Consider the following 19,561-nt stretch of genomic DNA (forward strand, 5'->3'; position numbering starts at 1 on the left):
CGGGAGCCGGAGCCCCCTTTCTCCCGTAGGACGTATGCGGTATTAGCCTGGGTTTCCCCAGGTTATCCCCCACTACCGGGCAGATTCCTATGCATTACTCACCCGTCCGCCGCTCGTCAGCGGGTAGCAAGCTACCCCTGTTACCGCTCGACTTGCATGTGTTAGGCCTGCCGCCAGCGTTCAATCTGAGCCATGATCAAACTCTTCAGTTTACAATCATTGTGATCCTTACTCGTCACTCGAAAGTAACAAAAGCGGATCAAACTTGGCTCAAGGTTCAAACGAATTCATTTCAATTTACATTGTCATGACCGCTTGCCTTGATATTTGGTGATTTGTCACCAACATCAGCAAGCGCCCACATGAATTACCTGATCAAATTGTTAAAGAGCTGTTTCGCTGTGCTTAACTGGCGAACCGTTGAACTGGCTTGCCGCAGCGAGGAAGGCGTATTCTACGCATTTCCTGGTGGTTGTCAACCGCTGTGTTTAGCGTGTGAAGCGAGCGATGAAACTTGCGCTAACTTCCTGACAAACCAAGGCTTTTACACCTCATTCACCGCTGGCAACGCTTGGCGTCCCCGGCAGCGGATGCGTACTTTACGGTTTCGCGGCCGGGTTGGCAAGGGCTTTTGTAGAAAAATTACAGATTAGCCGCTCCTCGTGGGTTAAACCCCTTCGGCACCAACCTCGTTGGCGGTTACACTAGCCTCATCTACCACATTGCTGAGGTCCGCCATGAGCCACCACCTGCTAACTGTCGACTCATTAAATCGTGAAAGCGTTGATCATTTACTGCGTGTTGCTGCGCGCATGGAGCCAATCGCCCAGCGGCGCAAAGTGACACGCGTGCTGGAAGGGGCGGTGCTTGGCAATCTATTTTTTGAAGCCAGTACACGAACACGGGTCAGCTTTAATGCAGCTTTTTGCCGTTTGGGCGGCAGCGTATGCGACACCACTGGCTTTACCTTCTCCTCTATGGCGAAGGGCGAGTCACTCTACGACACCAGCCGGGTAATGAGTGGCTACTGTGACGCCATTGTGATGCGCCACCCCGACCAGGGTTCAGTCGCTGAATTTGCTGCAGCTACTAACGTACCAGTGATTAATGGCGGCGACGGCCCTGGCGAACACCCCAGCCAAGCGCTGCTTGACCTTTATACGATTGATAAAGAGTTTCAGCGCTTGGGTAAATCGCTGACCGGTGCCCATATCTTACTCACCGGCGATTTGAAATACGGTCGCACCGTCCATTCACTGATCAAGCTCTTATCACTCTATGATCCGCTGCGCATTACGTTGGTATCACCGCCAGGTCTTGAAATGCCCTCAAAACTGATTGATCTAGTGGCATCGCGCGGCCATCGCATTGAGCAGCGCGACTCATTAGCCAACGACTTTGCAGATTTGGATGTGGTGTACACAACGCGTATTCAGAAAGAGCGCTTTACCGACGAGATGAATGAGAGTTTTCAGGGGCTCTCTGACGACTTTATGGTCAATCGCGATTTTCTCGATCACCGCTGCAGCCAAAGCACGATAGTGATGCACCCGTTGCCTAGGGACAGCCGCCCCGGTGCGAATGATTTAAACGTGGACCTGAACGGCGACCCGCGTCTGGCGATTTTCCGCCAAACCGATAACGGCATTCCCATGCGGATGGCAATTTTCGCAACGTTACTAAAGGTCGACGAACTAATTGAGCAGGAGTTGCGGCCGGTGCGCTGGTACGTGCCAACTCAAACAGGCACGCTAGATCGCTAAAAGAAGGGCTTCATAGGCGTTACAGTGAAAGACGCCCACCTGGCAAACCTTCCTGGTGGGCAAACCAGCCTTCAAGAATAAGAATAGCCGCAATGCCATCGACACTATCCTGCCGATAGTTGCCTTTATGCCCCGCCTCACGGGCGATCATTTTCGCCTCCCGCGTGGTACCACGCTCATCGACCATTTCACACGGCTTGCCGTAGCGGCCATGCAGACGATTGCCGAATTTGCGGGCGCGAGTGCTCATCTCTGATTCGCTACCATCCATATTCAGCGGCAGCCCCACCACCATTAGATCAGGCTGCCATTCTTTAAGCAGCCGCGACACGACGTTCCAATCTGGAATCCCATCTCGCGCCGTCAGCGGCGTGAGCTCCCGCGCGCTGTGCAGCAGCTCGTTGCCCACCGCCACACCGATACGCCGAGTGCCGTAGTCAAAGGCCAGGATTAAGCGCTGCCCCGCTTCAGCCATTAAGCGTGCCCCGCATCTCGGGTCATTAGGTTAAGGTCGATACCGAGCAAACCTGCCGCCGCCGTTAACCGCTCGACGGGGGGCGTGTTGAATAGCACGCTGCTCTGAGCTTCTACCGTTAACCAACTATTCTCTTTAAGCTCTTCTTCTAGCTGCCCTACTTCCCAGCCCGCGCAACCCAGGCAGACTAAAAAGTGCTCGGGGCCATCGCCGGCAGCAAAGGCCTGGAGAATATCTAAGGATGTGGTGAGGGCTATGCCATCTTCCACCTGGATACTCGAGTCCCATTGCTGGCTATCGCCGACATGCAGAATGAAGCCACGATCTTTGTGCATCGGCCCGCCGTAATAGACTGGTGCATTGCGGTGCGGGCTTGCCTCACCACCCAGTTCCAGTTGATCAAACAGGGCTTCAAGGGTGATGTCTAACGGTCGGTTAGTAATCACCCCCATGCAGCCGTTGCTATCGTGATCGCAAAGATAGATCAGACTACCGGCAAAATTAGGATCTTCTAAATGTGGCATGGCCATTAAAAAGTGATGTTTCAAACTTTGCATGCGTCTCCCACTGCCTGTTGGTACTCCAACAGGCATAACGTAATAAGTGTCATTATAAGAGTGAAGCCGCGCTTAGGCTAAGCGGCGCTCAATGGCATCCAGCAGCAAACCGGCGATATTCGTTCCCCGCTGGTCATCTATTTCACGTACGCAGGTGGGGCTGGTGACGTTGATTTCAGTAATATAGTCACCGATCACATCGAGACCAACGAACATTAAGCCCTTGTCACGAATCATTGGCTGCACCTGTTGAATAAGCCAATGGTCACGTTCGGTGAGTTCACGACTGACGCCCCGCCCACCAGCAGCCAAGTTGCCACGGGTTTCGCCCGCTGACGGAATGCGCGCCAGGCCAAAGGGTACGGGTTCACCATCGACCAAGAGAATGCGCGTATCGCCATCCTTAATTTCGGGAAGATAACGCTGCGCCATGATTTGGCGTTGGCCGCGAAAGGTAAGCTGCTCAATCACTGCGCCGATATTGCGACCATCCGGCCCAATATGAAAAATACCGGTACCGCCCATGCCATCCAGCGGTTTGAAGATCACATCGCCGTGCTCGGCGTGGAAGGCGCGCAGTACATCATCGCGGCTTGCGACTATCGTGGGTGCACAGCACTGAGGGAACTGCTGGGCAAACAGCTTTTCATTACACTGCAGCAGCGCCGCCGTGGGATTAACCACCAGCACCCCTTCACGTTCGGCAAAGCCCAAAAGATGTACGGCGTTAGTAAAATCAGCATCGACGGGCGGGTCTTTACGCATCAACACTACGTCCAGCTCAACCAATGGGCGCGCAGAAGGTTCGCCCAAATCGTACCAGTGGTTGGGATCACGGTGCACCGTTAACGGCCGCATGCGCGCGTAGGCTTGCCCCGCATTCAAGAAAAGATCTTCCTGCTCCATATAGTGCAGGGTATAGCCTCGTTCCTGGGCGGCCCATAGCATGGCCATGGTGGTGTCTTTCTTGTAAGCGATGTCGCTGATGGGATCCATCACAACGCCGAGATGCAGATTTGATTGGCTCATCGGGGGCACTATCCAAACATGAACAATAGAGGCCCAGTATGCCGCACTGCCCGCTAGGCTCCAACTGCCCCAGCTCACTACTCACTCAGCGCGCCGGGCACTAAGCGAATAGCGTCAGGCTCGAGGGTGATCAACTGCTGCTTGTAAAGCCGCCCAATGGCCTGTTTATAGGCACTTTTACTCACGCCTAAGCGTGCTTTAACTTCATGGGCAGGGCTTTTATCACCCAGCGCCAAATAGCCACCACTTTCACGCAGCGCCTGCAGGATCTTGTCGCCGACCACATCGAGCCGGGCAGCGCCTGGCGGTAGTAGCGAGATATTTAAGCGACCGTCGTCACGGCGCTGCTTCACATAGCCCTTAACTGATTGGCCGCGGCGTAGCGGTTGAGTAACGTCATCTTGATAAATGAGTCCCCAGTAGCGGTGATTGACCACTACTTTCATCCCCAAATCGGTACGCTCAGCAACCACGACGGCCACCTCATCGCCTTTTTCCAGGGCCCAGGCGTCATCCGCCAGAAAGCGATCCAGCTTCATCGTGGCCACTGGCCGCCCCTGGTCATCGCTATACAGCATTACCAGCACGCGCTTGCCGGGATCAGGGCGAAAATGTTGCTCGCTAAAGGGCAGCAACACGTCTTTCGGCTGGCCCCATTGCAAAAATGCGCCAATGTTATTGACGGCCGTGACCGTTAGATACGCCACTTCGCCCAACTGGGCAGATGCATCGCTGGCGGATCGGGGGGATGAGTGTGACTCACGGACCATGGGGAACGTCCTTCAAGGAATATAGAACAACATTATGGTGTCTGGCACACACAGGGCAAAGCGAGTTGTCGATTTTTTAGTGGTCGAAAACGCTTGTGGCACCTGAAAAAGCAATCACCTCACAACCTGCTACTATCAAAACACTAGACAAAATTAGGCGTAGGGGAGCGAACATGGAAGGGTTCACGCTTTTTGATACGGTAGTGCTGATCGGTTATATCGGCCTTATTGCCTGGATTGGTTCGCGTTTTGGCAAAGACCAGCACAATCCTGAGGACTACTTTCTAGGCGGCCGCAAAATACCGGGCTGGGCGATTGGCCTTTCGGTGATGGCGACTCAAGCCAGTGCCATCACCTTTATCGGAGCACCTGGCTGGGGCTTCGAGGGCGGCCTTGAACGCTTGGTGACGTTTATCAATGTACCTTTGGCCATGATCGTGTTGATTTTGGTGTTGGTGCCTATTTTTCACCGCGCGGGCATCTATAGCATCTACGAACTGTTGGAACGTCGCTTTGGCCCGGCCACGCGTACCCTTACCGCCCTGCTGTTTCTTATTGCCCGCGGCCTCGCCACTGGCGTGGTGCTTTATGCGCCAGCGTTAGTGCTGGCGGTGGTAACCGGCTGGAGCGTCAACCTTACTATTATCATCATGGCGGTACTGGCCATCAGCTATACCGTCATGGGCGGCATCAGCGCCGTCATCTGGACGGATGTTTTGCAAATGTTCGTGCTCTGGTTTGGCGCACTATTAAGCATCTTCTTTTTGGTAACCAGCCTTCCCGGCGGCTGGGGAGATGTGTTCAGCTTTGGTGCGGCCAGCGGCATGTTCAACGCCATTGATTTGTCCTTCGACCCCAGCGTGACCTACTCGCTATGGGCGGGGCTGTTCGGTGGGTTTTTCCTGCATGTGGCTTACTTCGGCACCGATCAGAGCCAGATACAGCGTGTCTTATCCAGCCCTTCGGTGCTCGATGCCCAGCGCTCGTTGCTGATTGGCGGTTATCTACTGATTCCACAGATGCTGCTATTTCTATTTATTGGCGTCATTTTGGCGACCTATTACCAGCAGCATGGGCTAACGCCCCCTGATGACCTCAATGAGCTGTTGCCCCGCTATGTCGTCAACGCGTTCCCTTCAGGCATGGCCGGGCTGGTGATTGCCGGGGTGTTTGCTGCGGCCATGTCGAGCCTCGACTCGGCGCTCAACTCGCTGTCGGCGGTGACCGTACGGGATTTTTATAGCCGCTATCTCAAACCCAATGCCAGCGATGCCCATTACTTAAAAGCCTCACGGCTAGCCACTATTTTCTGGGGGCTCTATGCCACGCTGTTTGCTTTTTTTGCAGGTAACCTAGGGCCCGTGATCGAGGGGGTCAACCAGATTGGCTCCTGGTTCTATGGGGCACTGCTCGGTACCTTTTTGCTGGCTATTTTCAGTCACCGTTCCAATGCTCGCGGCGCAATGGCTGGGCTCATTACCGGCATGTTTGCCGTATGGGCAGTCTCTGCGCTACTCGATATCTCCTGGCTGTACAACAACACGGTCGGCGTAGCGGTGTCGATGACCGTTGGCTATCTCGTTAGCCTGACAGCGCCAGCCCCCAGCCAAGAACAGTTAAGCGATGTGATGATGGCAGAAGCCGCGCCAGACATGCAGGCCGTGCTGGCATCCAGAGCTGATAACGCCCAGGTGATTGGCAAAGAGGCCCGCCTGACGCGCCGACGCTGTATCGGCTTATTTATTTGGTTTTGCATCATGCTGGGCATGTTAGCGCTGCTACAGGGTTGGGCGAATGAGTGGTGGGCGAATGGTTGAGTGCTTAACGCTAGCCCGGCGTATTGATACGACAGCGGCTCAAAAGCGGCTACAGCGTCTTGGGGCCAATGCTTGCGAACCGGCCTGGGTTCGCCTGTGGGCCGCAGGCTTGGGAGTGGCTGATGGCAAGCCAGGGGCGTGGTTACTCTCTGCTCATGAAATGCGCCGCGCACTACTATTGGTGGGGGCCGAACTACCCGCTCAAAAAGAAGAACTCAGTGCAGGCGTTAAAATTGATAGCGGTTCACCGCCAACGCCAAAAGCGCTGGACCGACTGTGGCTATGGGAACGCATAGCCACCCCGCGCCACTGGCGAATCCAGATGCTGGATAGCACGCCCGTACCGATATGGCTGCCCTGCTGGCTGGGCTACGCACGTGGCCGACAACTCCGTTTAACGGTGATCAGTGGGCTATCGGGAGAAACGCTACCGATGCTTAAGCCCATCGTGCTTAAGGGGCTTCAACAGGCCTATCGTAATGGTCAGGAATCAGCGACAAAAGCGCGAAGGGAAAAGGCAGTTTGATAGAGTTTTGCTGATAGTAAGTGCTTACAAATCGCCAAAGTAGTGTTGTAGCAGGGAAAGCGCCACTATTGGTGCTGTTTCTGTTCGCAATACCCGGGGACCGAGCGTTAGCGGCGTAAAGGTAGCGACTTGAGCGGCAGCGATATCGCTTTCGCTCAAACCGCCTTCTGGACCAATCAGCAGTGCCACCGACGCCGGTCGGTCTTGGCGATCAAACGCATTGCCGGTCGCTAGATGCAGCATCAAGCGCAGCGGCTCCTGGCGCTCTGCAAGCCATGCTTGGAGTGCCATGGGTGGATGCACTGGCGGAACTACCGCTCGACCGCTCTGCTCGCAGGCGCTGGCAGCCACCGCTTGCCAGTGCGCCAGCTTTTTATCTTCACGGTCGCCTTTCAATCGCACTTCGCCGCGCTCGGTATAAAGCGGGGTAATGGCTGCCACCCCCAACTCAACGGCTTTTTGAATGGCGTAATCCATTCGATCGCCTTTGGAGATGGCTTGTCCTAAATGGACAGACAGCGGCGACTCACCACTGCCCGGCCACACTGCCTCGACTCGCGCAAGCGTCTGCTTGCGGCTAACGTCCACCAAGCGCACCCCGGCCTCAAGGCCTTGGCCGTCAAATAGCACCAGCGGCGCGCCTTCCCCCATGCGCAATACCCGGGTGACATGACGAGCAGGCCCTTCCGGCAGTGCCAGCTCACTCCCTGCTACCAAAGCAGCAGGCACATAGAGGCGTGGCATTTTGCCGTGTTGGGCATACCAATCAGCGGCGTGGGTTGCTGACAAGGCGTTTGACATCGCTTAGTGGGTGTTCTCTTCAGCTTGTTTGGCTTCGCGCTGCTTGCGCTGGGCGTACATCGCTTCGAAGTTAACCGGCGCCAGCATCAGCGGCGGGAAGCCACCACGGTTGACCAGATTATCGACGCACTCGCGGGCATAGGGGAACAGCAAGTTAGGGCAGAAAGCACCCAACGTTTGATCCAGCTGTGCGCCTTCGATACCGGCAATGCGGAACAGGCCGGCCTGCTCAACTTCGGCCAGGAAAGACGTTGTGCCTGTTTCGTTATCGTTCACCTGAGCGGTCACTTTGACAACGACTTCGTACTGGTCGTCAGCAATCTTGGTGCTGGTGGTATTCAGATCCAGGTTCACCTTGGGTTTGAACGCCTGCTTAAATACCGACGGGGAATTCGGCGCTTCAAACGAAATATCTTTTACATAAATGCGCTGCAGCGAAAACTTCAGCTGCGGCTTTTCATCCGTTGCGGCACCGGCCTGTGGGGTATTGTTATCTTCCGCCATGATAAAACTCCTGATTGTTCATTAAATAAAAATAACGTCGCTTACTTCTTAACCACCGGAAGGCCATCGCCTTGCCACTGCGCCATACCGCCTCTTAACTTATAAGCGCGCTCAAAGCCTGCTTTAGCGAGTTTGGCCTGTGCGGCACCAGAACTCTGACCGTGCTTGCATACCACGATGATCGGCTGGGCTTTTACTTTTTCCAGTTCGCTCATGCGGCTATCGAGGTTGCTTTGCGGAATGTTGCGCGCCCCCGCGATATGCCCGGCTTTGAAGTCTTTGCTTTCACGTATGTCCAGCACCACCGCGTCTTCGCGGTTAATAAGCTGAGTGGCCTGCGAGGCGGTCAGTGCATTTGTAGAGGCGCTACGCGTTTCATAAATGATCCACGCGATTAGCACCAGCAAAAATGCCCCGACTAGCAGGGGGTGGTTCTGTACGAATTCGAACACCTGATCGATCATCGCGAACACAATCTCTTGGTCAATGCAGAAAAAAGCGGCCTAACCGCTGCCAAAACGCGACAAGTATACACGTCAGATAGCTTCCCGCGCAGGCCTAGGAGCCTGTCCGGATTAGCCGATCGTCGCGAGAAGCACGGATTTTGAGCCAAATTTATCGATCAATTGAGGCGAATAGCGCGCTATTTAACGAAATTGATCGACTAAAGTTGGCCAAAATACCGGGATTCGCAGTAGATCAGTGTTAAGCCGGGCAGGCTCCTAACTCATGACGCCTGGCAGTTGCCTGCGTTATGATGCCCCAAGCGTGCGTCCGTCGCGACCCCGAATTTTCGAGTCGTTCGGCTTGCCAATCTTAACGAGGTTTTTATGGATACTTCGCGTACCCCGCGCCCAGTGGCGCTGATTATTCTTGATGGCTACGGCCACAACCCCGACAGCGACCATAATGCCGTCGCCGCTGCCCATAAACCGGTGATAGATAAATTGTGGGAAACCTGCCCGCACACCTTCATTCATACCGATGGTCTTAACGTGGGGCTCCCGGAAGGCCAAATGGGTAACTCGGAAGTCGGGCATATGAATATCGGTGCCGGGCGTATCGTGTATCAGGACTTCACCCGCATCAGCAAAGCGATTGAAGACGGCGACCTGGACGTCAATGAAAACCTTACCCAGCCGATTGACGAAGCCGTCGCCAACGGCAAGCCGGTACACTTGATTGGCCTGCTCTCCCCCGGCGGCGTCCATAGCCATGAAGAGCACTTTATTGCCATGGCCGAACTGGCCGCACGCCGCGGTGCCCAGCGTATTTTTATTCACGCTTTTCTCGATGGCCGCGATATGCCACCGCAAAGCGCTCTATCATCAATAGAGCGCGCCAATGCCCGTTTGGCAGAACTGGTGGGCGCTGATAACGGCTTTGTAGCCTCAATTATTGGTCGCTTTTACGCCATGGACCGTGACAACCGCTGGGAACGTGTTGAGCAAGCGTACCGCCTACTGACCGATGGTCATGCGGAGCACTACGCCACCAGCGCCGAAACCGCGCTACGCGACGCCTACCAGCGCGGTGAAACTGACGAATTTGTAGCAGCGAGCAGCATACCGCAGAAAGACGGCACCAAAGAGCATGCGGTAACGCTACAGGATGGCGATGCCGCCATTTTCCTTAACTTCCGCTCCGACCGCGCCCGTGAGTTAACTCGCGCCTTTGCCGAGCCGGATTTCAAGGGCTTCGAGCGGCGTGTATGTCCTAAGCTTGCGGGCAAGGGGCTAGTGATGATGACCCAGTACGCCGCTGATATTCCTGCGCCTGCCGCCTTCCCACCATCGGATCTTAACGACACTTTGGGAGAAGTCGTCGCCAAGCGCGGCTTAAAACAGTTGCGTATTGCCGAAACCGAAAAGTACCCCCACGTGACGTTTTTCTTTTCGGGTGGTAATGAAGCCGAATACGAGGGCGAAGAGCGCATCCTGGTGCCCTCGCCCCGTGATGTGCGCACTTACGATGAAAAACCTGAAATGAGTGCCTTTGAGATTACCGACAAGCTGGTAGACGCCATTGACGGCGGCAGTTTCGATTTCATCGTTTGCAACTACGCCAACGGTGACATGGTCGGCCACACCGGTGACTTTGACGCGGCGGTAAAAGCTATTGAAACCGTCGACACCTGCGTGGGTCGTGTCGTTGAAGCGATTGAGCGCGCTGGCGGCGCCTGCTTGATTACCGCCGATCACGGCAATGCCGAACAGATGGTGCACCCCGAAACGGGCGCACCGCAGACTGCCCACACCACCTTTGTGGTACCGCTCATTTACGTTGGCGATCGCGCGGCCTCACTTGAAGAGGGCAAACTATGCGACCTGGCCCCTACGCTACTGACCATGATGGATCAGCAACAGCCCGAGGCGATGACCGGAAAACCACTGATTCATTACAAGTAGTGCCCATGCGGTGGTATTTAGCACTGACACTCCTGCTGGCGTTAGTTTACCCGCCAGCAGGTTTCGCTCAGCAGGATGAAAGCGCGGCGCGCCAGCAGTTGGATACGATTGGCCAGGAGATCGAATCCGTCGCCCAACGCCTCAGCGCCACTGGCCAAGCCCGCGATGACGCCGAGCGCGAGCTTCAGGAAGTTGAAACGGAGCTTGCCGAAACGCATCAGCGCTTAGACACACTGCAAGCGGAGCGCCGCCAGCTAAACGATGAAACGACCCAGTTACGTCAGCACCGCGACCGGCTAGAGGGCGAGCGCACCGATCAGTATGCGGCCCTGGGCCAACAGCTTTCAGCGCTTTATCGGCTTGGCCCAACGCCACAGCTCAAGCTGCTGCTTAACCAGGGTGACCCTGCTGAGCTTGACCGTATGCAGGCCTACATGAACCGGCTAACGGAAGCACGCAATCGTCGCTTAGAGGCTATCGCCAAGCTAGACACCGCCCTGGCTGAGACCCAGCAAGAGCTGAGCGAGCGCCAGGCCCGCCTTGATACGTTGGCCGACGAGTTAGAAGAACAAAGCGCGCTGCTTGCCAAGCGCACTACCGAACGGCGTGGCGTTGTTTCTAACCTGGATGACCGCTACGGCAGCGAAGAAGAGCGGCTGGCCGACCTCAATCAAAGCCGCGAAGAAGCCGAGCAAGTGCTGCGCAATATCCAAGCCGAGATGGCAAAACTTGCCGAACCATCGCCCACTACGCATATTGTCAGTACCCAAGGTGATTTACCTTGGCCAGTACAGGGCTCCATCAGTAGCAATTTCCACCATCGCGATGGTGTGCACTACAACGGCATTGTCATTCAAGCCAGCGCAGGCACGCCGGTGACCGCCGTTCATACCGGCCGCGTAGTGTTTGCCGACTGGATGCGGGGGTTTGGCAACCTGCTCATTATCGATCATGGCGACCAAATCATGACGCTGCACGCACACTTGCAGCAGTTTAGCGTTAGACCTGGGCAGCAGGTCAGCCGCGGTGATGAAATCGGCCGTGTGGGGGTCAGCGGTGGTCAGAACCGCGCCGCGCTTTACTTTGAAGTGCGCCGAGGCGGTGAACCCATTAATCCGCAGCGTTGGATTGCGCGCCGCTGACGGGATAAGCTGCACTATTATAAATATCTCAGTTTATAAATGACTCAGTTGTTAATGTTATTCCAGCTACTATTTCAAGGTGACGCACCACGACGCCACCTATCGCCCTGCGGAGTCTGCATGACGCTATCTGTTACCGGGGTATCCACCCCCGCCAAGCGCCTTTTGGCTACCCTGCTGCCGATTGTTTTACTGTCGGCCCCGCTACCGTTACTTGCTCAACCAGCCAGTAGCAGCGTGGTGGATGAGCCTGTCTCTAATGAACTCCCCCTTGAAGATATCCAGACCTTCGCCGAGGTGTTTGAACGCATCAAGCGTGCCTACGTTGAAGAGGTCGACGATCGCACGCTGCTGCGCAATGCCATGCGCGGCATGCTGAGCGAGCTTGACCCCCACTCCGCCTACCTGGACGAAGAGGAGTACCAAAGCCTGCGAGAGTCGACCCAGGGCGAATTTGGCGGTATTGGTATCGAAGTGGGCACCGAGAACGGCCAATTGATGGTCATCACGCCTATCGATGACACCCCGGCCTCACGCGCCGGTTTACAGTCCCGCGACATTATCGTGGCCATCGACGGTACGCCTACCGAGAGCATGTCGCTGCAGGAAGCGGTAACCCTGATGCGCGGCGAGCCCAATACCGAGATTCGCATTAGCGTGCTGCGTTCAGGGGAAGATACGCCGCGTGAGTTCATCCTCACCCGCGAGATTATTCGCAGCGAGAGCGTTAAGCACGAGCTGCTTGAACCGGGTTACGGTTACCTACGCATCAGCCAATTCCAATCGCGCACGCCTGATCAGGCCCGAGACGCGCTTGAACGCATGGCACAGGATCAGCCACTGGAAGGGTTAATACTCGATTTACGAAATAACCCCGGCGGTGTGCTGCAGGCCGCCGTCGGCATTACCGACCTGTTCCTGGACGAAGGACTGATCGTCTATACCGAGGGTCGCCTCTCGGATACCGAAATGTCGTTCTCTGCCTCCCCCGCCACGCCGGCTAGTGATGTTCCCCTGGTGGTGCTGATCAACGGCGGCAGTGCATCAGCGGCAGAAATTGTCGCCGGTGCGCTGCAGGATCAACGGCGCGGCGTCATCATGGGCACCGGCAGTTTTGGCAAGGGGTCGGTGCAGCAGATCATGCCGCTGGGCAATGGCGAAGGCCTAAAACTGACGACGGCACTCTACTACACCCCCAACGGGCGCTCTATCCAGGCCCAGGGTATTGAACCCGATGTAGAGGTGGTCCGCGGCCGTCTGGAAGTAGCCGAGAGCCGTCGTGAAATTCGCGAAGCCGACCTTGAAGGCCACCTAAGCGCCCAGCAGGCGCCCCGTGATCGACAGGAGATGGCCGAGCGGCTACTTGACGATTACCAGCTCAGCGAAGCGCTTAATCTGCTTAAAGCGCTCAACGTTGTCGATCGTCAGCGGCGTTAACGGCCGCTTACTTTAACGACGACCTGATTTAACGGCAAGTAAGCGGCAGGCGGCCGCGCTCTCCGGTCGCCTGCCGCATCAACACTCGCTTCAGTGGCACCAACTGGTTCATACCGCTCATGCCCAGGTTGCGCATCATCGTCAATGCTGGATCGTGACTGCCAAACAGTACTTTAAAGCCCTTCATCAACCCCAGCATGGCGCTGTTATCAAAGCGCCGACGCCGCTCATAGCGCCTTAGCGTACTCAGTTCTCCCCAAGGAGCGCCACGCTGCCAAGCGTGTACCACCTCTTCGGCCAGTACCGCCGCATCCATCAGCCCCAGATTCGCCCCCTGGCCTGCCAGCGGATGAATACTGTGGGCCGCATCGCCGACCAGCGCAAAATGCGGCTGCACATAGTGCCGGGCATGGCGCTGCACTAACGGAAAACGGTGGGCCTTGTCGCAGGCAGTAACGCCTCCTAGACGATGACCAAACGCTTCCCCAAGCGCCTCCCCCAGTGCGCCACGAGACAGCGCGCTCAATTCATCGGCGTGCTCTGGGGTGGTTGACCAGACGATAGAGCAGTAATGCTCATTGCCTTCCACGGTTAATGGCAGAAATGCCAGCGGCCGGCCATCGATAAACGCTTGCCGCGCCGTGCCGCCATGGGGCTTGGCGCACTGCACCGTGGTCACGACAGCGTGCTGTTGCATATCGTCGCTGGCTACCTCAATACCCGCCATCTCACGCAGCATCGAGTGGGCGCCATCGGCGGCAACGATTAACGGCGCGTGTAGCTGGCGCCCATCGTCAAGTATGAGCCAGTCCCCGCTAGCACGGTTGCCATTGGCAGCATGGCTATTGGCACGCTGCAGCGCTTGCGGGCTAGCACCAAAAAACGTCGTGACGTTGGGGTGGTCTAGCACTTTACGATTGAGTGCGGCCAGCGTGACCGTGTTCTCAACGATATGACCAAGCACCGCCACGCCCGCCTCATCAGCGGAAAAAGCGATTTCGCCACTGCCTTCGGCATCCCACACCTGCATGCCGCGGTAGGGCGTTACTCGGGTTGCCTGCATGGCGGGCCAAGCGCCCACATGCGCTAGCAAGCGCTGGGAAACCGGCGTTAATGCGCTAACGCGCGGAGCAGGTAGCGGGCCAGTGGCCTTATCCAGACTTATGGGCGCAGGCCTTGCCTCGACCAACGCAACTTTCATCCCCGCTTGTGCCAACAACGCACAGAGCGCGGTACCGACCATGCCGCCGCCGACAATGATGGCCTCAAAGTGCTCAACCGGCGGCTTTGCAGTAGATGAGTCAGTCTGCATAGAAATCCTTTTTAACTAGCGCCAGCGAGCGCAGCTATTGATTGTAGATAGCCTAGCGTTCCAGGCCCATGGCACGTCTGGCCAGTCCTCGCCTTAACGGCCCCACCAGGTTCAGGCCAATCAAGCCCGCCGCACGGGCATGGGGCAACAGCGGAAAGGAGAGCCCGAACAGCCTGACCAGGCCGTCGCTAAAGCGAATCACGTTGGCGCGATCCCGTGAACGCTGCTTCTCGAAGGCCTGCAGTGTGACCATATCCCCCAGCGGTCGCTTCGCCAGCTCCCCCTGCTCCAAGGCATCGACCAGATCCATCACCCCGCGCAGCGCCAGGTTAAACCCTTGCCCAGCAACCGGATGCAGGGCGTGGGCGGCGTTGCCCAATACCGCCAGCCCCGGCCGTACCGGTTCCTCGGCGGTTACCAGTGAGAGCGGATAAGCATGTCGGGCACCCAGCTGCGTAAACCGGCCCACTCGATCACCAAACGCCTGCTGTAACTGAAGCAGAAATTCACGCTCCGGCAGTGCCATACGCGCATTTTCGCTACCGCTAGGATGCGTCCATATCAACTCCATGGCTTGACCCGGCAGTGGCAGCAGGGCCATTGGCCCTTGGGTGGTAAAGCGCTCGTAAGCGACCCCCTCGTGAGGTTGGCTGACGCCCACATGCGCGATCAAAGCTGTCTGCTGGTAAGGTTCTCGGCGGCTGCCAATACCCAATTGCTCTTTAAGCCCAGACCGCCCCCCATCCGCCAATACCGTCAAGCCAGCAGTAAGCTGGCTACCATCCGAGAGCTTGAGATGATGCCCGCCCGCTACGGGGGTCAGCTGCTCCACCTTCGCGGGGCAGTGCCACTCCAGCGGCAGCTCGGCTAGACGCCGATGCAGTACACGCCCCATCCAGGCGTTGGGAATCACGTGGCCCAGCGCAGGGACGCCCAGCTCGTCAGCACTCAGCCGTGTCGCTCCCAGGCGGCCACGCTCACTAATATGAATGCGCTTAATCGGTGTCGCCTCATGACGCATCGCCTCCCACACACCCAACTGCTCGAAGCGTTGGGCAGAGCCTTCGGCAATCGCGCTTGCCCGTGCATCAAAGCTAGGTTGCCATGCGCTTTCCAGTGACTGCGCCGTTAACGGTGCCGATTCAATCACGGCCACCCGCCAGCCGTAGCGCTCAATCAGCGGCGCAAGAGCACAGCCCAAGCTCGCCCCCACCAACCCACCGCCCACAATTACAATGTCATGGGTCAGCGCTGGAGCAGTTTCATGATCAGTCGTCTGTTTAGCCCGTTGCATCGGTTTCTCCCTCGCCATACCGCCGCACTCTAGAGGCAACTAATAATTCGTAACGTAATTTACATAACGCCAAATTAGCGCTCTAAAAACTGGTTATTTTTTAGCCATTAAGGCCTCAATATCCGCTACCTGTTTGGGCACGTCCGCCGTCAGCACAGCATGCCCATCCTTCGTCACGACCACATTGTCTTCAATACGAATACCAATACCGTGATAGGCATCAGGAATATCGTCGTCGCTGGGAATATAGAGGCCGGGCTCTACTGTGAGTACCATGCCAGGGGCAAGAGGGCGCGGCGTTTGCTCGTCCAGGCGATAGGTACCAACATCGTGTACGTCCAGCCCCAACCAGTGTGACGTCGAATGCAGATAAAAGCGTCGATAGCTCTCATCATCAATGCGCGCCTGAACGTCACCTTCCAGCAGACCAAGCTCAATCAGGCCAGCGGTTAAGTCATGCACCACGCCCTGATGAATATCCGCCAGCGTGGCACCCGGCTGGACAGCGCTAACGGCGCGCACCTGGGCGTCGAGTACAACCTGATACAGCGCCCGCTGCACAGCGCTGAACCGCCCTGTGGCCGGAAACGTACGGGTGATATCGCCAGCGTACAGCTCAAATTCGGCGCCCGCATCGATCAATACCAGACCGTCATCACACAGCGGCGCGCTATTTTCAATATAGTGCAGGACACAGGCGTTGGCACCGCTGCCGACAATCGTGCTGTAAGCCGGGCCACTGGCGCCCTGCCAGACAAACTCATGCTCTAATTCGGCCTGGAGCTGAAACTCACTGAGCCCAGGGCGACATACCTGCATGGCACGTCGATGAGCCCCTGCGGATATCATCGCCGCATGTTTGAGCAGGGCAATCTCGGCATCACTCTTGATCAGCCGCATGGCGTGGATCAACGGACTAATGTCCAGCCAGCCCTTCAATGCTGGCCGCCCGCGCCTAAGCCCTGCCTGAGCACTGTGCAGGGCCTCTTCAGCCACGGCGACTGCCTCGCCACTGTCCAACGGCAGATAGAGCAATTCGCGCCCCGTCAGCAGCTCAACCAACTGCTCGTCGCGATCCGCATTTTCGAATGCCTGGTCAATCTCATGCTCGGCCACCACACCAGCAGCTCCCAGCCGACGCCCTGTCCACGCTTCCATGGTGGGGTCTCGGTCCTGGCAGAACACCGCGCTTTCGCCTTCTGCTCGCCCCGGCAGCAGCACCAGCAGCGCGTCCGGTTCGCGAATGCCGGTCAGGTAGTAAAAATCACTGTTCTGACGGAAGGCGAATTCACTGTCCCGTGAGCGGGTCATCAGCCCAGCGCCGGGAAGCACTACCGCGGCGTTATCCGGTAGCTGCGCCATCAAGGCATCACGGCGCTGGCGATACTCCGCTACGCTAATGGCGGGGGGGCGAGGTAACATCTCGGGCAGCACGGTCTCTGACAACATAAAGGCTCCAGGCTAAGTGATTAATGAACGGGGGCGTCGGTTTGCTCTACTTGCGGCATACCTGGGTGCTGCTCGGTATACAGCAGCATGGCGGCCATACGAGCATGCTCAGTCAGCGCAAACAGATCATTTTCGTTCTCGGGGCTGTCATCAATATCTGTATCGATGCGGCCTAACCCTTCCAGATCACTCAGTGCCTCGCGCAGCGCCTGTGACCAACGCTCACGCAATTCACTGTCAGCTACCTCGTCGACCACCTCGATAAAGCCTAGCGTCCACTCTTTCAGGCCCTGCGCCTGCTCGGCCAGTGAGAACAGTTCATCCGGCAGCAGCGGCGTATAGTCCAGGTCGCTGGCGCTGAGCGCCTCTACGGTTTGCCGCCGCCAGCCTAATAGCCGCTCGGCACTTGGCTGATCGCGTGGCTGTTCAACGCCAAGACTCTGGCAGACTTCGTCCAACCAGTCCTCAGCACTCACATCGCGCAGCGCCAACAGCGCACACAGGCGGCCATCCAAGAAAGCCGGAGATTGCATGCTGCCATGCAGTAGAAAAACATCCGCGACGTCAGAAAAGTCCTGACGCTCATCAATCAATGACATAGTATTTGATAACCTCGTATTTATTCGTGGCACTGGAAGTATGGGTGATAGGGCTTGCGCGTTGACCGCGCACAAGCGCCTCTCTTATAGTGAGTGGCACCTGGCACCTATCTTCCTATGCTGTGATGTTAACGCATTGGGCCCCCTGCTGGCCCGTGCTGGAGTCTTTGATGAGTAATGCCAAGCGGCCAACCAAAGAAATAACCCTGTTAGGGCGCGGCTATATCATTGCCTGCGACACGGGCGAAGAAGCCAAACTTGACCGCGCCGCGCGCTATCTTGATCGCGCCATGCAGGGTATCAATGCCCAAAGCAGCGTACTGGGTAGTGAGCGAATTGCTATCATGGCGGCCCTCAATATCACCCATGAACTGCTTGAAGCCATGGATGAACACCGCGCCGGTGAGGCGAACCTGAATCGGTTAAATGATCGCCTTGAACGGGCGTTGGCCAAAACACGCCAGCCCTAGACATTATTTTCCTAGACATTGTTTAAAAGCGCTACAAACCGCCTAAAAACTCGGCGAACGTTTAACCCAGCCCTTTGGCATTAGCCATCGCTCTGTTAGGATGGCGGGGTTCTCTGGGGTGTGCGCCAGTCGTTATAGTCCCTCGAGCCTATGCGTAATACCCAGGGGGCCAAATGCTAGCCAGACCCGTGTGCATGTCCGTGCGTCGGAAAGCCTGACGGTCTGGCTGCGGCCACCCACCTGAACCAGTAGGTTCAGGGCCAGAACGACAGCGGCACTCTGGAGAACACCCCTGCAAGAGAGAACCTATGCATGGAAAGCCTCCATCACGACGAGGATAAGCGCGCACTTCGCCGCTTTTTACGTCGCCAACGCAAAGCCCTTTCTCATCATGAGCAGCGCCTTGCGGCCCAACGCTTGTGTCAGCACCTGAAAACCCTACCTGAAATCCGCCGCGCACGGCGTATAAGCCTGTACCTGCCCGTCAACGGTGAAATTGACCCGATGCCGCTGCTTCCCTGGCTGCGCAAACGTAACGTCGAGGTTTATTTACCTGTTTTACGTCCTTTCAGCACGAATACCCTCTGGTTCGTCGCCTACCGGCCCGATACCCCAATGGTAAAAAACCGCTTTGGTATTTGGGAGCCCGATTTACGCTTTAGCGCTCAGCAGCGCAACCGGCTACCGGCCTGGGCGCTAGATACGCTGATTGTGCCGCTGGTTGGCTTTGATGGTAATGCTAACCGTATGGGCATGGGGGGCGGATTTTACGACCGCAGCTTGGCATTCATGCATCGCCCCGGGCCGTCGCCTACCCTGATCGGCATCGCCCATGCCTGCCAGCAGGTGGCATCTCTGCCTGTGGAGCCATGGGACGTGCCTTTACAAGCCGTGGTCAGCGATCAAGGCGGCGTCCGCCGCCAATAAGCCGCCCACAAAAAAGGCTGACCCCATCAAGGATCAGCCTTTCTCATCTGATATCTGTTACCCGGATTAACAGTGGAGCTGCCGCAGTTGTCAGAGATTAACTACCTGACAACGCCTGTGCATAACCGGTCGCGAGCACCCCTAATGCAAACACCACCATCAACGCCATTACCATATCAGGCTTCTTACGCCGCATGCCGCTTCTCCAACACCTTTGTCATTACCGAATGTGTGAAATCTGCCACCCTTTACTGTCGCCAACAGGGTGGCAAACTTGCTTA

19 protein-coding genes, 1 rRNA gene and 1 other RNA gene are annotated in these 19,561 nt (G+C 56.8%); 9 read left to right on the top strand and 12 right to left on the bottom strand.

The window, feature by feature from the left end; all coding sequences use genetic code 11:
• A 16S ribosomal RNA gene (locus tag V8L71_RS11670) occupies positions 1 to 212 on the bottom strand; the annotation flags it as partial.
• A 525-nt stretch (positions 213 to 737) separates the two neighbouring features.
• Here V8L71_RS11670 and V8L71_RS11675 point away from each other — a divergent pair.
• On the top strand, positions 738 to 1,763 hold the full coding sequence (locus V8L71_RS11675) for an aspartate carbamoyltransferase (protein ID WP_336274213.1): 1,026 nt from the start codon (positions 738 to 740) through the stop codon (positions 1,761 to 1,763).
• Positions 1,764 to 1,782: 19 nt separating this feature from the next.
• On the opposite strand, the gene ruvX is transcribed toward V8L71_RS11675, so the two are convergent.
• The 4 genes from ruvX to V8L71_RS11695 all read right to left on the bottom strand — a co-directional run bounded on the left by ruvX (position 1,783) and on the right by V8L71_RS11695 (position 4,594).
• Positions 1,783 to 2,238, bottom strand: a complete 456-nt coding sequence (ruvX, locus tag V8L71_RS11680) for a Holliday junction resolvase RuvX (RefSeq protein ID WP_336274214.1) — start codon at positions 2,236 to 2,238, stop codon at positions 1,783 to 1,785.
• Positions 2,238 to 2,795 carry a YqgE/AlgH family protein gene (locus V8L71_RS11685; RefSeq protein ID WP_336274215.1) on the bottom strand — a complete coding sequence of 186 codons (558 nt, stop codon included), beginning with the start codon at positions 2,793 to 2,795 and terminating at the stop codon, positions 2,238 to 2,240. The genes ruvX and V8L71_RS11685 overlap by 1 nt, the downstream gene beginning before the upstream one ends.
• Positions 2,796 to 2,867: 72 nt before the next feature.
• Positions 2,868 to 3,824 carry a glutathione synthase gene (gshB, locus tag V8L71_RS11690; protein ID WP_008959144.1) on the bottom strand — a complete coding sequence of 319 codons (957 nt, stop codon included), beginning with the start codon at positions 3,822 to 3,824 and terminating at the stop codon, positions 2,868 to 2,870.
• Between the two features lie 77 nt (positions 3,825 to 3,901).
• Entirely contained in the window at positions 3,902 to 4,594 is a 693-nt protein-coding gene (locus V8L71_RS11695) for a CvfB family protein (RefSeq protein WP_336274216.1), read from the bottom strand.
• 173 nt (positions 4,595 to 4,767) lie between these two features.
• On the opposite strand from V8L71_RS11695, the gene V8L71_RS11700 reads away from it, so the two are divergent.
• Both V8L71_RS11700 and V8L71_RS11705 read left to right on the top strand, forming a co-directional pair.
• The gene (locus V8L71_RS11700) at positions 4,768 to 6,411 is read left to right on the top strand and encodes a sodium:solute symporter family protein (protein WP_336274217.1); all 1,644 of its coding nucleotides are present in this window, start codon (positions 4,768 to 4,770) and stop codon (positions 6,409 to 6,411) included.
• Entirely contained in the window at positions 6,389 to 6,937 is a 549-nt protein-coding gene (locus V8L71_RS11705; RefSeq protein ID WP_336274218.1) for a hypothetical protein, read from the top strand. The genes V8L71_RS11700 and V8L71_RS11705 overlap by 23 nt, the downstream gene beginning before the upstream one ends.
• A gap of 24 nt (positions 6,938 to 6,961) precedes the next feature.
• On the opposite strand, the gene V8L71_RS11710 is transcribed toward V8L71_RS11705, so the two are convergent.
• The 3 genes from V8L71_RS11710 to V8L71_RS11720 are packed head-to-tail and all read right to left on the bottom strand — an operon-like array spanning position 6,962 to position 8,706.
• A complete protein-coding gene (locus tag V8L71_RS11710; protein WP_336274219.1) occupies positions 6,962 to 7,738 on the bottom strand; it encodes a 16S rRNA (uracil(1498)-N(3))-methyltransferase in 777 nt (258 codons plus the stop codon).
• 3 nt (positions 7,739 to 7,741) lie between these two features.
• Positions 7,742 to 8,242, bottom strand: coding sequence for a protein-export chaperone SecB (gene secB / locus V8L71_RS11715; RefSeq protein ID WP_035556433.1), 501 nt, complete (start codon positions 8,240 to 8,242; stop codon positions 7,742 to 7,744).
• 41 nt (positions 8,243 to 8,283) lie between these two features.
• Positions 8,284 to 8,706 carry a rhodanese-like domain-containing protein gene (locus V8L71_RS11720; RefSeq protein ID WP_336274220.1) on the bottom strand — a complete coding sequence of 141 codons (423 nt, stop codon included), beginning with the start codon at positions 8,704 to 8,706 and terminating at the stop codon, positions 8,284 to 8,286.
• Positions 8,707 to 9,072: 366 nt separating this feature from the next.
• Between V8L71_RS11720 and gpmI the strand changes: the two genes are divergently transcribed.
• The 3 genes from gpmI (at position 9,073) to V8L71_RS11735 (ending at position 13,229) form a co-directional block, all read left to right on the top strand.
• A complete protein-coding gene (gpmI, locus tag V8L71_RS11725; RefSeq protein ID WP_336274221.1) occupies positions 9,073 to 10,650 on the top strand; it encodes a 2,3-bisphosphoglycerate-independent phosphoglycerate mutase in 1,578 nt (525 codons plus the stop codon).
• Positions 10,651 to 10,655: 5 nt separating this feature from the next.
• On the top strand, positions 10,656 to 11,792 hold the full coding sequence (locus tag V8L71_RS11730; protein ID WP_336274222.1) for a murein hydrolase activator EnvC family protein: 1,137 nt from the start codon (positions 10,656 to 10,658) through the stop codon (positions 11,790 to 11,792).
• A gap of 120 nt (positions 11,793 to 11,912) precedes the next feature.
• On the top strand, positions 11,913 to 13,229 hold the full coding sequence (locus tag V8L71_RS11735) for a S41 family peptidase (protein ID WP_336274223.1): 1,317 nt from the start codon (positions 11,913 to 11,915) through the stop codon (positions 13,227 to 13,229).
• Positions 13,230 to 13,257: 28 nt separating this feature from the next.
• On the opposite strand, the gene V8L71_RS11740 is transcribed toward V8L71_RS11735, so the two are convergent.
• The 4 genes from V8L71_RS11740 to V8L71_RS11755 form a co-directional block, all read right to left on the bottom strand.
• Complete coding sequence (locus V8L71_RS11740) at positions 13,258 to 14,541, bottom strand: UbiH/UbiF/VisC/COQ6 family ubiquinone biosynthesis hydroxylase (RefSeq protein WP_336274224.1); 1,284 nt, start codon at positions 14,539 to 14,541, stop codon at positions 13,258 to 13,260.
• A 52-nt stretch (positions 14,542 to 14,593) separates the two neighbouring features.
• Complete coding sequence (ubiH, locus tag V8L71_RS11745; protein ID WP_336274225.1) at positions 14,594 to 15,835, bottom strand: 2-octaprenyl-6-methoxyphenyl hydroxylase; 1,242 nt, start codon at positions 15,833 to 15,835, stop codon at positions 14,594 to 14,596.
• A 93-nt stretch (positions 15,836 to 15,928) separates the two neighbouring features.
• Complete coding sequence (pepP, locus tag V8L71_RS11750) at positions 15,929 to 17,269, bottom strand: Xaa-Pro aminopeptidase (protein ID WP_336274272.1); 1,341 nt, start codon at positions 17,267 to 17,269, stop codon at positions 15,929 to 15,931.
• Between the two features lie 35 nt (positions 17,270 to 17,304).
• Entirely contained in the window at positions 17,305 to 17,883 is a 579-nt protein-coding gene (locus tag V8L71_RS11755) for a UPF0149 family protein (protein WP_101145052.1), read from the bottom strand.
• A 170-nt stretch (positions 17,884 to 18,053) separates the two neighbouring features.
• Between V8L71_RS11755 and V8L71_RS11760 the strand changes: the two genes are divergently transcribed.
• The 3 genes from V8L71_RS11760 (at position 18,054) to V8L71_RS11770 (ending at position 19,280) form a co-directional block, all read left to right on the top strand.
• Positions 18,054 to 18,353, top strand: a complete 300-nt coding sequence (locus tag V8L71_RS11760; protein ID WP_101145053.1) for a cell division protein ZapA — start codon at positions 18,054 to 18,056, stop codon at positions 18,351 to 18,353.
• Positions 18,354 to 18,460: 107 nt separating this feature from the next.
• Positions 18,461 to 18,643, top strand: a non-coding RNA gene (ssrS, locus tag V8L71_RS11765) — 6S RNA.
• 22 nt (positions 18,644 to 18,665) lie between these two features.
• Positions 18,666 to 19,280 (top strand): 5-formyltetrahydrofolate cyclo-ligase, encoded by a 615-nt coding sequence (locus tag V8L71_RS11770; RefSeq protein WP_336274226.1) that lies wholly within the window; start codon positions 18,666 to 18,668, stop codon positions 19,278 to 19,280.
• Positions 19,281 to 19,561: the final 281 nt, after the last annotated feature.

The organism is Vreelandella indica, from assembly GCF_037070225.1.
Lineage (GTDB): Bacteria > Pseudomonadota > Gammaproteobacteria > Pseudomonadales > Halomonadaceae > Vreelandella > Vreelandella arctica.

Bases quoted from the DNA above. Each gene is read 5' to 3' on its own strand.
- V8L71_RS11770 (WP_336274226.1), top strand. From the start codon at position 18,666: ATGGAAAGCCTCCATCACGACGAGGATAAGCGCGCACTTCGCCGCTTT.
- gshB (WP_008959144.1), bottom strand. From the start codon at position 3,824: ATGAGCCAATCAAATCTGCATCTCGGCGTTGTGATGGATCCCATCAGC.
- V8L71_RS11705 (WP_336274218.1), top strand. From the start codon at position 6,389: ATGAGTGGTGGGCGAATGGTTGAGTGCTTAACGCTAGCCCGGCGTATT.
- ruvX (WP_336274214.1), bottom strand. From the start codon at position 2,238: ATGGCTGAAGCGGGGCAGCGCTTAATCCTGGCCTTTGACTACGGCACT.
- ubiH (WP_336274225.1), bottom strand. From the start codon at position 15,835: ATGCAACGGGCTAAACAGACGACTGATCATGAAACTGCTCCAGCGCTG.
- secB (WP_035556433.1), bottom strand. From the start codon at position 8,242: ATGGCGGAAGATAACAATACCCCACAGGCCGGTGCCGCAACGGATGAA.
- V8L71_RS11760 (WP_101145053.1), top strand. From the start codon at position 18,054: ATGAGTAATGCCAAGCGGCCAACCAAAGAAATAACCCTGTTAGGGCGC.
- V8L71_RS11755 (WP_101145052.1), bottom strand. From the start codon at position 17,883: ATGTCATTGATTGATGAGCGTCAGGACTTTTCTGACGTCGCGGATGTT.
- gpmI (WP_336274221.1), top strand. From the start codon at position 9,073: ATGGATACTTCGCGTACCCCGCGCCCAGTGGCGCTGATTATTCTTGAT.
- V8L71_RS11700 (WP_336274217.1), top strand. From the start codon at position 4,768: ATGGAAGGGTTCACGCTTTTTGATACGGTAGTGCTGATCGGTTATATC.
- V8L71_RS11710 (WP_336274219.1), bottom strand. From the start codon at position 7,738: ATGTCAAACGCCTTGTCAGCAACCCACGCCGCTGATTGGTATGCCCAA.
- V8L71_RS11685 (WP_336274215.1), bottom strand. From the start codon at position 2,795: ATGCAAAGTTTGAAACATCACTTTTTAATGGCCATGCCACATTTAGAA.
- V8L71_RS11740 (WP_336274224.1), bottom strand. From the start codon at position 14,541: ATGCAGACTGACTCATCTACTGCAAAGCCGCCGGTTGAGCACTTTGAG.
- V8L71_RS11735 (WP_336274223.1), top strand. From the start codon at position 11,913: ATGACGCTATCTGTTACCGGGGTATCCACCCCCGCCAAGCGCCTTTTG.
- V8L71_RS11675 (WP_336274213.1), top strand. From the start codon at position 738: ATGAGCCACCACCTGCTAACTGTCGACTCATTAAATCGTGAAAGCGTT.
- V8L71_RS11720 (WP_336274220.1), bottom strand. From the start codon at position 8,706: ATGATCGATCAGGTGTTCGAATTCGTACAGAACCACCCCCTGCTAGTC.
- V8L71_RS11695 (WP_336274216.1), bottom strand. From the start codon at position 4,594: ATGGTCCGTGAGTCACACTCATCCCCCCGATCCGCCAGCGATGCATCT.
- V8L71_RS11730 (WP_336274222.1), top strand. From the start codon at position 10,656: ATGCGGTGGTATTTAGCACTGACACTCCTGCTGGCGTTAGTTTACCCG.